Annotated in this window: 12 protein-coding genes; 4 read left to right on the top strand and 8 right to left on the bottom strand. The window is 49.4% G+C overall.

The genetic code is table 11. The features are described from left to right. Positions 1 to 211: 211 nt before the first annotated feature. Positions 212 to 520 (top strand): DUF3768 domain-containing protein, encoded by a 309-nt coding sequence (locus tag NMA52_RS18280; RefSeq protein ID WP_254829156.1) that lies wholly within the window; start codon positions 212 to 214, stop codon positions 518 to 520. 41 nt (positions 521 to 561) lie between these two features. On the opposite strand, the gene NMA52_RS18275 is transcribed toward NMA52_RS18280, so the two are convergent. The 6 genes from NMA52_RS18275 to NMA52_RS18250 all read right to left on the bottom strand — a co-directional run bounded on the left by NMA52_RS18275 (position 562) and on the right by NMA52_RS18250 (position 4748). Continuing rightward, positions 562 to 852, bottom strand: a complete 291-nt coding sequence (locus NMA52_RS18275) for a type II toxin-antitoxin system RelE/ParE family toxin (RefSeq protein ID WP_254829155.1) — start codon at positions 850 to 852, stop codon at positions 562 to 564. Continuing rightward, the gene (locus NMA52_RS18270; RefSeq protein WP_254829154.1) at positions 839 to 1090 is read right to left on the bottom strand and encodes a hypothetical protein; all 252 of its coding nucleotides are present in this window, start codon (positions 1088 to 1090) and stop codon (positions 839 to 841) included. Before NMA52_RS18270 ends, NMA52_RS18275 begins: the two co-directional genes overlap by 14 nt. Before the next feature lie 117 nt (positions 1091 to 1207). Then, a complete protein-coding gene (locus NMA52_RS19300; RefSeq protein WP_254829153.1) occupies positions 1208 to 2161 on the bottom strand; it encodes a zincin-like metallopeptidase domain-containing protein in 954 nt (317 codons plus the stop codon). A gap of 610 nt (positions 2162 to 2771) precedes the next feature. Continuing rightward, positions 2772 to 3788, bottom strand: coding sequence for a toprim domain-containing protein (locus NMA52_RS19295; RefSeq protein WP_254829152.1), 1017 nt, complete (start codon positions 3786 to 3788; stop codon positions 2772 to 2774). A gap of 59 nt (positions 3789 to 3847) precedes the next feature. After that, a complete protein-coding gene (locus NMA52_RS18255) occupies positions 3848 to 4069 on the bottom strand; it encodes a hypothetical protein (RefSeq protein ID WP_254829151.1) in 222 nt (73 codons plus the stop codon). Positions 4070 to 4109: 40 nt separating this feature from the next. Further along, positions 4110 to 4748 carry a ParA family protein gene (locus tag NMA52_RS18250; protein ID WP_254829150.1) on the bottom strand — a complete coding sequence of 213 codons (639 nt, stop codon included), beginning with the start codon at positions 4746 to 4748 and terminating at the stop codon, positions 4110 to 4112. A gap of 601 nt (positions 4749 to 5349) precedes the next feature. Between NMA52_RS18250 and NMA52_RS18245 the strand changes: the two genes are divergently transcribed. Further along, entirely contained in the window at positions 5350 to 6762 is a 1413-nt protein-coding gene (locus tag NMA52_RS18245; protein ID WP_371930990.1) for a replication initiation protein, read from the top strand. A 237-nt stretch (positions 6763 to 6999) separates the two neighbouring features. Here NMA52_RS18245 and NMA52_RS18240 read toward each other — a convergent pair whose 3' ends face one another. Continuing rightward, a complete protein-coding gene (locus NMA52_RS18240; protein WP_254829149.1) occupies positions 7000 to 7143 on the bottom strand; it encodes a hypothetical protein in 144 nt (47 codons plus the stop codon). A 24-nt stretch (positions 7144 to 7167) separates the two neighbouring features. After that, a complete protein-coding gene (locus NMA52_RS18235) occupies positions 7168 to 7764 on the bottom strand; it encodes a site-specific integrase (RefSeq protein WP_254829148.1) in 597 nt (198 codons plus the stop codon). 304 nt (positions 7765 to 8068) lie between these two features. Here NMA52_RS18235 and NMA52_RS18230 point away from each other — a divergent pair, with 304 nt between their 5' ends. Next, on the top strand, positions 8069 to 8896 hold the full coding sequence (locus NMA52_RS18230; RefSeq protein WP_254829147.1) for a hypothetical protein: 828 nt from the start codon (positions 8069 to 8071) through the stop codon (positions 8894 to 8896). Positions 8897 to 9387: 491 nt separating this feature from the next. Further along, positions 9388 to 10552: leucine-rich repeat domain-containing protein (locus tag NMA52_RS18225; RefSeq protein WP_371930989.1), on the top strand; the 1165-nt coding region annotated here is incomplete at its 3' end.

Raw genomic sequence — 10552 nt, 5'->3', positions numbered from 1 at the left:
AAACTATCCACAAGCCTACCCCCGTGTGTAGTTCCGCTGTACGCTCTTACGATTTTCAGGCGTCTGAAAAGAGAAAGATCCCCTACCTCTTGCCTCCCAAAATGCCCCCGTGTTATCACTGAATGATCACCGCAAACTGACAACGAGGATGACCACCATGAGCACCCCAGACACCCGCGAATTTGATGAAATCACACGCCGTATTGCTGCTTTGAACGACGCCTTCCGTACCTCCTTCGACAACGCCTCCGGGAATCACATTGTAGCCACCCAGGGCATCCACGCTCTACTCGACAAAGACATACATGCCATCTTTGATCTAGTCCGATCTTTCAATCAATTCAGTGAGGACAACGACCCTCACGGTCACCATGACTTCGGTATGGTCACGCACAAAAACCAAGACATTTTTTGGAAAATCGACGCCTACGATAAGACCATGGAGCACGGCAGTCCCGACCCTTCCGATCCGGATCAGACTACCCGCGTCATGACCATCATGCTGGCCAACGAGTACTAAAGCTTAAGGTCTACCAATCATAAGGGACTCAGCTTTTATCCTCAAAACTGCTGCTCTAAATCCATCCGCTGCCCCAACACCCGGACAATCAGGATACCGGCCTCGATGGGAAGATAGAAAACAGCGTGAGCCTTAAAATTAAGCCGCAGGAGATTCGGGGCGTACCGTGAAGCATCGCGTCCAAGCTCAGGCCCATCAGCCAACGTCTCAAACAGATCATGAAGCTGGAGCATGTAATCCTGTGCCTGGCTCAGGCCAAACATCTCAATCCCGCTTTCATACATCTCGGCAATGTCAATCTCGGCCTGACCGGAAAGCTTATAGTCGGCCATCTTTTCGCATCTGCTGTTCGACACCCTTTAGGATGTCCGGAACCTTTTTCGCACTCACACCGCTCTCCAGCCCTTGTCTGATTTCAGCCTGTAGATCGCGATGGGCCCGATTCTTCTCCTCGTCCCGGCGGACAAGATCACGAATGTACTCGCTGTCACTCCGGTAGCCCCGTTCCTTCACAGCCTTCGCTATGTACTCCGTCTGCCCCTCTCCAAACTGAATTGTCTTCCTACTCATAGCAAAATCCTTTATGATAGTGATGCTACTATGATGCAATATAGCATCTTTTTAGCATCGTGGCAATCCCCGATCGCCTCTGTTTGGGGCTTACGAAAGAACGATTTAACGATTTCGTTACGCCGGTTCCGGCTCTTCCGGCTTTGCTTCATACCCGGCTGCATCGAGGATGTAATCTGCGGCCCGCTGTGCATGAGCGGCTGCCTTGAAAATGGCTTTGTTATCCTGCTTCAGCACACCCAACCAGGATTTCAGATAGGCGGCATTGTTGCTGGTCATCTTGGAAAACCCCAATGTGGCACAGACCATCGCGCTGGTCAGCTCGGCTACAAGTTCTTCTTGTCCGTAGGCGGCCGATCCGAACGCGCCTTTCAAATCACGATCTAACCTGTGAGGTGCACCAGTCCAGTGTCCGATTTCATGTAAAGTCACACTGTACCATGCCTGGGCAACACCTCTGAACTGCTCACGCAACGGTATCTGAATCTTGTCATCAGCCGGAGCGTAAAAGGCTTGATTTCCCGCCACTTCCTCGATGTGAGCACCGGTGGCCAGGATCAACGCTTCTGCCCGATCATCTTTCTCAAAGTCCTGTAACGGCTCACTGATCTTGACCTCGTAGAATGAAGGATCTAGGCCGTCGATTTGAGAGACATTGAAAACCCGGTAGAGCTTGAGCATCCCGATACTCTGGAGGCCGGCATTGGCTTTCTCCTCTGCGCTCATACTCTCGGCCCGATCTTTCCCGACATATCCGCCGTCCTTGTTGATGTACTTGGTCGAATACCATGTCACCGGCGTAGACTTCTCGCCCTTTCGCACCTGGCCGGCCATGGCTTTGGCTTGCTTGAAAGTCATCCACTGGTTCCTGGTGTGCCCCTGGGCCATCATGGTCAGGCTCAGGATGAACTGATTGATCCCTCGGTAGGCGGCATCGCCCCTACTGGGATTTCTGGCCGGCCCATTGTCGGTATCGACGTTGATCCACGGCTTTCTAAAACCCTCCAGATTGCCTTCCAGATGCTCGATGATGGTGTCGGTGACCGACTGATAAATTTCCTCACGCTGCACGTCATGATCTCCTGTCTTGTCTGTTGCGGGTGCTCTCCCCCTACTGGAGGGAAAGAGCCGTTTGGGTTAGTCGTCCTGATCGTCTGAACTCTTTTCCTTGACCGCAAAGGCGACCAGGTCTATGCGGCCGTCTGTCGGAATTGGCAGGGCATCAAGGCAGATGCTAAAACCCCCTCCTGTTCCGTGAGCGAATCCTACACCGATCTGTGATCCGAGGACGGTCTCCCCGTTACCGGTCTGGCGTCTGGTGAAGATGTTCAACGTGGGCCTGTTGGATGTCTTTGTGGTTGTCATGGTTTGTTCCTCCTTTAAGGTTGAAGTTCTAGTGGTTTGATAGGGATACACCAATACAGCTACCATGAGAAGGCCGTCCCCGAAGACAATTTATTTGTCTTGCGCGAGGAAAAGGCGTCAAAACCGTCAGGTTTAGCCTTGGGGAAATAAATTGGCGAAGTCGCGCCGCAGGAGCGATAGGACAAGCTTTAGCGATGTCCGTAGGGCTTGCCGCGCTCAGGGAAGACTGTATTGCAATCCCGACCATCAAAACCGCTAAGGCTTCACGCCTGCTTAAGGAGGAGCGGAACCTGATGACCACGAAAGACCCAACATCCTACGGTTGTGGCATCGAGCCGGTGTCAAACCGGGGACGAAAACCAGCCCGTAAAGCATCATTCAGATCGGTGTGGGGAGCGAATGAAGAGGAGTGGTTGAACACGGCATCGCCGAAGTCATCAACGAAGACCTGGGCGGCCTCCTGACCTGGTGCATTGTTATCAAGGAAGAGGTCGATCCGGGTGTAGCCCTGCTCTTCGATGTAGGATTTGGAGCGCTGATAAGAGCTGAGGGCATTCATGATGATCGCATCCCCTTTAAGCCTTGATGTGCCAAGCAAGGTCAGAAGAGAAAGATGATCCAGCATGCCTTCAAAAACAGAAACTGCCCCCCTACCCTCCTCCCGACCGGGATGGACCGTAATATCGCGACAGATTAGTGCAGATTTGAACTTGCCGCTGCCGTCGGAAGCTGATCTGATCTCCCAACCACCACCGATGTTTTGCTGGCCGAAAGCGAAGTAAGGCTTATTGGATGGACGCTTGTGATTCCGGTACTGGATGAGTTTGAAATACTCTTGTGCGAGCTCCTGATCAATTCCTCTACCCTTGAGGTAGGAAAAGATCAGTGGAGATTGCAGCGGCTTGACAGCAATAAGCACAAGGGTGGATTCTGAAAATTTTGAACCGGCTTCGCCGGGTTCGGAGTTAAAGTGCTGTTGAAAGGAAAAAGGAAGCTTCCTGGGGACGGTTTTAGACCTCTCCCCCACCCTCCCTACCGGCGGCTCGAATAAGTGGCCCTGGAACATCCTGGAGAGAAATGTGAGAGCATCTTTGACTGAGCTGTAGTTCTCATGGCGCATCACAAAGTCGATTACCGTACCTCCAATGTCGCCGAAGTCGTTCCATATCCATTTTCCACCCAAGAAACTGGTGTGGAAGGAAGGTTCTTTCTCCGAACGAAACGGGCTGTTATACCAAAGCTCACGGCCACCTTTGACCGAACGCACTGGTTCATATCCTAGTCGGGATAGGATTTGAGGAAGATCGAGGCTTTTAGCTTGGTCTGTGTTCACCTTGCACCAATAACGAAATTGTTAAATAACGTTTTATATAAATATACATTTCGTTAAATCTACTTTCTGTAAGCCTCAAACGAGGCTTTGAGTAGATCAACCATACTTATTCCATGCTCAAGGGCATAAAGTTTATACTGTTTCTTGAACTCAGCATCAACCTTGAAATTAAGGGGGGCTTGTTCTGTAGTAGACGGCTTTGCCAAATTTCTACTCGTCTCTTCCATTTTTGGAGGCACCCCTTTTGTACTGCGGCGAGTGGGCTTCTTGATATCAGCCATGGCTTCCTTTAAAGATTTATATAATTAACGAAATAACGATTTATACACTAACTTGTTGCAGTTGGTCAACAATTGACTGCACGAGTTGGTCAACTGTCTTATTTACTGACTTGAATGGTGTTTCGTTGGCGGCTCTGCCTGTATCATGAGCCTGTCCGATACTATCCTTACGGTAGATAGCTCCAGCACAGATATAGCCCGCCTCCTCTATATACATCTGGGCATTTTCTAACTCGCTCTTACTTTCACCAACCATTGATAGCACAAAGAGAATTTTATTTTTGCCAACTCCGCTCTTTCTGAGTTCATGAGCGAGTTTAATCTGTGGGCGTAGATCATCCAGTGTTGTTTTGGTGGGCAGAACGAGCAATTGGCTGATGTTGGCGATGTCCAAGGTCTGCCGCGTCGAGGCTGGAGCACCATCTATAACAATGAGATCGTAGTGTCCCTTCTGCTTCACGAGACTGCTCACAGAAGAGAATTGCTCTACAGAAATCTGCGGCTTTACCTCATTGGCCATTCTGTCGGCATTCCAGCTCGTAACTGTGCCTTGGCTAAGATCAAAATCAGCAATCTTAACATCCCAGTCATGCCTGGCATACTCTGCTGCTAGAATGCGACTTATGGTGGACTTGCCAACACCACCTTTCTGAGAAATTACACCGACGATCAATGACATATGAAACCTTTCAGGATAAAGAATTAACGAAATAACGATTTGTATAAATAGTTATTTAACGTTTTCTACAACAAAGATAGCCAATACAATCATGCTTGCAAGTGGGGGAGGGGAGGAAAGCGGATATTACACACAAATTTGTAATAACGATTTCGTTAAATAACGAAATATACAAATCGCGCAAGAGTTGATGTGGCTACGCAATCCCAAGACATGAAACTTTGCACTAATCTGTCGTAGTGTTGAGGCCTGACAGAAAGTCCCTACGCTGAATGGGTCACGATCTAAAAAGACTATTGCACTAATCTGTCGTCGTATTGGAGGCGGCCAGATGAGTTTTCCACATCTTTTTTCTTTTCAAAAGTTTTGTCCATTCTTATAATTAGGTTATAAATATTAAATATGATTCTATAAATAGGGCTACACTTTGTTGTAAATCAAGCTGTTAACCCATTGTAGAGACGACAAATTAGTGCGAGGCCACGACAAATCAGTGCAAAACAGCATTTGATGACGACAGATAGGTGCAGGAATTGATATTTATGACGACAGTTTAGTGCGAAAGTGGACTCCGACTGCGACGGATTAGTGCACTTACTCAATGCAACGACAAATTAGTGCGCAATTGATGCTTGCCAATGCTACGACAAGCTGCTTTGATGGTGTCGTAGTATGTTTTACATTGGAGGCACCAATTCAGACCCTCTTGAAATCTAACACCTCACTAATTCTTCAGCAGGATCGCTTCTTGCTAGGAATGCAGACTATCAGCCTTCGAGCCCGTCAACTCGTCTATGTCTTAGCCATGTGCCTAGACAAAGACGATCCTACCGGCATCATTACAATTGACAGTAAAGAATTTCAGAACTGGATCAACACAAATGGCAAGCGAAAATGGAGCAATATTCATGGTCTTGTTGCTAGTGTTTTTGACGAACTAAACAAGAATCCAGTCTATCTCCGCCGCAAACCTAGCGCGTCTAAGACATACAATAAGAAGGACTTCATCAAAGTCAACTGGGTGCAAAAGTGCGGCGTGGTCGGCGGCAAAATCATCGCTCAGTTTACCGAAGATGCTGCTCAGTATTTCATGTACAAGCAGGGGCTACCTTACACAAGAACCCTGTGGGACCTAAGAGGCTACAAGTCTCAATACGCCTCCAGAACTGTAGACCTTTTCCAGAGAGAGCATAGAAACAGCGGCGGGGAAAACGAGTTTAAGTTTAACTTCCCTTTGCTTGATCTCAAGATATTTTATGGTGTCCCTGACCGCTATCCTCGTGTCACTGATTTTTGCACCAGAGTTTTGAAACAGGCCCAGACAGAACTAGAGGAGGACATCACAGCGCCGTACTACTTCACATACAACGTTGACAAGCGTGGTAGAAGGGTCGTCGGCATCGACTTCGATGTGACGGTTCGTCCTGATGAACTGATTCGGCTAGCGCCTGAGATTGAGTTTCTGACTGCGGGATCAAATGAATTTCAGCGGTCTCTCTTTGACGGCACGTTGGAACTCTCAGAAGAGAAACAACGACTAATTGGTGCAGTCGCTAAGGTTGGCAAGGTAGCGGAAAAGCATGCTGTAAACATGGTCTACAATCTTTCGGAAAGCCAGGGTAGGGCGCTGGTAATCATGATGAAGTATGGTGTTAATCATTCGCTCGCTTACAAGCTTGTCAAGAACGAGTGCTCTTTTGGAGAGCTCGAAGGTTACGAAGACTACTATGTGAAGCACTCGCTCCAGTTGCTAGAAGAGGCTAGGTTGAAGCGGATAGAGGAGGCAAAAACTGCAGCGGTCAAAAAGAAAACTACGCCGAAAGACAAGCGGGGCGGTCTTGCAAAAGGGGTCTTTGTGAAGAGACTGCATTTCGCCTCTTTCATGGAAAGTCTATCAGCGGTCCGAAAGAAGGAGTTTGAAGACAGCTATGTCGGCCGGAAAGAAAAACTAGACGGGGGCTTTAAGGATGTAGGAGAAGTCCTTAGGCAAGCCAAGGCAAATCTGAAAGGGTAGGGGAGTAAGCACTAATCTGTCGCTGCACTGTGTCAAGGTGTAGTATCTACGAAGCAAACCATGTCGTTGCTGTTTAACGATTTCGTTATTTCGTCACTAGGATAGCCCAAAAGAGTGTGCAGCTGTCGCAGTGTTGAAGTGGGGAGGGGCACAAAATTCACCTGCCGACAAGGCTCTTCCGGAGCACCATGGCCACCTTGCCGCTGCTGCTCTTCCGCATGGTCCAATTTCCCCGCTTCATTCAGGCGAACAAAACTCCTGCAAGCTCATCCCGGCCAGCTCGTCGGCCGAGTAGGTTTTCTCGATCCGCTCGATCTCCGGAAACGCCGCCCGGTCGAAGTCCAGCTTCTTGCCCTTGATGATGATCTCTTTCTTGCTCATGGTTGTTTTCTTTTCACTGTATCCCTACCACACGGCCGCGATCACGTCGCGCCGATCGTCCCCGAGAATCTCCATGTAGATACGGGTGCTGGACAGGCTCTCGTGGCCAAGGATGTCGGCGATCAGGTGGATGGGAGTTTTGTGTAAGGCCAGGTTCACGCCCATGCTGTGGCGCAATCCTCGGGCCGTGGCGCGGCGGCCGTCGATCCCGGCATCAGTCATAATGGCTTTGATGTACTTCTGGGCGGTGCGTATGGTAAACGGCCATAAAGGCTTGCTGCCTGTTTTCGTTCCCCGGCGGCTGCGGGCCTTGTACTGGCTCTCCAGTCCGGCCATGAATGTTTCGGGGAGCTCGACGTAGCGGAACTTGTCCGGCTTGACCTTCTGGCCACGGTGCTGCTTGAAGGTGCGCAGGATAACCCGGCCGTGATCGTAATCCAGCCGGTCGGGGGTCAATTCCAGGGCTTCCCCGATCCGGCACCCGGTGTAGAAGATCAGCATGGCCACCGTGCGGGCATCGGGCGGGGCGAATGCGGCCGCCTTCTTGAAGGCTTCGCGCTCGCGGGCGTCCAGGTACTTGCGCTCGCCGGTGGCGACATTGATGAGGTCTCCGATCTTCATAGAATTCGCATTTTACTGTTAAATGCGAACCTAGACAAGCTCTGGGGCGGAAAAAGGGTAGGGGAGAGGGCAAAAAAAGTGCCCAACCGTTCGCCTTCTGTTAGGCAGAACGCGAACGGGTCCTGCAAAAGATGGTATTCAAGGAAAAATCTTCGTTACACTTTTCTGGAAAAATCCGAACCTCCTGATTTGTCTATCTTTAATTGTGCTTCTGAAGTAGTTGCAGATTACATCCTCATCACCTAAATTGCATCATGCAAGATGAGATTTTTGATCCGTAGGTTGAAGACAAAATTCACTATCAATGCGTTGGCTGTTCATAATCTTCGTGTTGATTAATACTCAACAATTGTATGCACAAGTCCACGAAGTAGCAGGAAAAGTGGTCCTCAAATACAGGACTCCAGATAAAATCCCAGATGCTACTCGAACTGATATACTATACTTGGCTGCTTACGATCCTCACAAGCATTTATTTTATCACGAGGGGAATAGAGACCCTTACTTTTCAACTGCGCATACCGCTCCTGTAATCGCACTAGTTGACGCCTCAGGCAAACCCTTTTTTGCCAGACCAAGGCAAAACTTTTTTGAAGTCAACTATCTCACAAATGAATTCAATAGAGGGGAAACAAGACACCTTAAGAATATTAAATTCTTGGGCTGGGATGGTAAGGCTTACAGCATCTCTCACGCAAGTTTTCCTGGGCCACCACTCCTTGACAAGTTTCCAATGACCGTTGCTCCAAACTGTAACCGGATTAGTGGAGAAGCTTGGCGTTCTTGTGGCGAGATCAAGGTGACTGCTGATGGAATGATTGAAGGTAAAATTAAAACCTCGAATAACAACTTTCTGAAAGGTTTCACAGGAGCGGTTAAGCTTACTTTTCGAGATGATAAAGGAAATACCATTTATGAAGTTATCACTCCTGGTTATGGACAAGATAGGGACGGGGAGCGTACTGATGATTTCAAAACACAGATAGAAAACGTAGAAATTCTGCCACTTACACACACCATATCTGCTGAGGGAATACATGCCCGCACCAATAGAACTAGGAATGAAGTGTTTAAAAGAATAACCGATTATGGAAAGCAGCTCGTAATTTCATACCTCACTGGTGGCGGTTAGAGTGTATCCGTCAGCTGGCGCAGCGAAATTTCTATCAGGTTACATTTTGTAGATAGGTATATACAATAGGCTGTAAGAGGCTTTAACTTCCTGGTTAAAAGATTAAGACGGGGCCTAAGCGGTGAAACACTATCTGTGTATAGTGTTTCAAATATAGCACGTCTTCGGGTGAAAAGAAAAGGGAAAGTAGAGCTGAACAGATTAGGGGAGGGTCCCGATGAAACACTACTCCCAATAGTGTTGCAGACAATTCGCTTACCTTTCAACCTCTGCCATACACCACCTTCATGTCCCCTTTTTCCAAAAAAATCTTAGAAACCAGGTATGGTACTGACTATTGGGAAGCCTTACGTCGCATTGAAGCATGTATTGCTGAAAATGACGATGAACTTAATCTAGGTGAGTCAAACCTAAATGTCTTTGATTTAAAACAGATACCCGAGGAAATCGGGCAAATCCTGAATTTACGGTCTCTCAAACTCAGCAATACCTTGATAGATGGCGACCTAGACCTGGCCGCCCTGACCAACCTGCAATCCCTCAACCTCAGGAGCACCAAGGTTGACAGCAACCTGAACCTGGCCGCCCTGACCAACCTGCAGTCCTTAGACCTCCACGGAACCCAGGTCGACAACGGTCTGAACCTGGCCGTCCTGACCAGCCTTGAACACCTCGACCTCAGCTATACCCAGGTCGACAACGGTCTAGACCTGGCCGTCCTGACCAACCTTAAATCCCTCGACCTCAGCTATACCCAGGTCGACAACGGTCTAGACCTGGCCGTCCTGACCAGCCTTGAACACCTCGATCTCAGCTATACCCAGGTCGACAACGGTCTGAACCTGACCGTCCTGACCAACCTTAAATCCCTCACTCTCAGCGGAACCCAAATCGACAGCAACCTGAACCTGGCCGCCCTGACCAGCCTTGAACGCCTCGACCTCAGCAAAACCCAGGTCGACAGCAACCTGGACCTAGCCGTTCTGACCAACCTTAAATCCCTCGTCCTCAACGAAACCCAGGTCGACAGCAACCTAGACCTGGCCGCCCTGACTAACCTGCAACACCTCGACCTCCGCAAAACCCAAATCGACAGCAACCTGAACCTGGCCGCCCTGACCAGCCTTGAACGCCTCGACCTCAGCGGAACCCAAATCGACAGCAACCTAAACCTGGCCGCCCTGACCAACCTGCAACACCTCGACCTCCGCTTTACCCAGGTCGACAGCGCTTTGGACCTGGCTGCCCTGACCAACCTTAAATCCCTCGTCCTCAGCGAAACCCAGGTCGACAGCAACCTAGACCTGGCCGCCCTGACTAACCTGCAACACCTCGACCTCCGCAAAACCCAAATCGACAACGGTCTGAACCTGGCCGTCCTGACCAGCCTTGAACGCCTCGACCTCAGCGGAACCCAAATCGACAGCAACCTGAACCTGGCTGCCCTGACCAACCTGCAACACCTCGACCTCCACTTTACCCAAATCGACAGCAACCTGAACCTGGCCGCCCTGACCAACCTTGAACGCCTCAACCTCAGCGGAACTCAGTTCGACAGCGCTTTGGATCTGGCCGCCCTGACCAACCTGCAACACCTCGACCTATATAATACCTTTCAAAAGCAATTACCTCCTGAACTCTACCTTAATGTTTTTA

The sequence above is a fragment of the Lewinella sp. JB7 genome (assembly GCF_024297185.1).
Taxonomy (GTDB): Bacteria; Bacteroidota; Bacteroidia; order Chitinophagales; family Saprospiraceae; genus Neolewinella.
The sequence above is the reverse complement of the archived record's forward strand: the minus strand, read 5'-3'. Positions and strand labels throughout refer to the sequence as shown.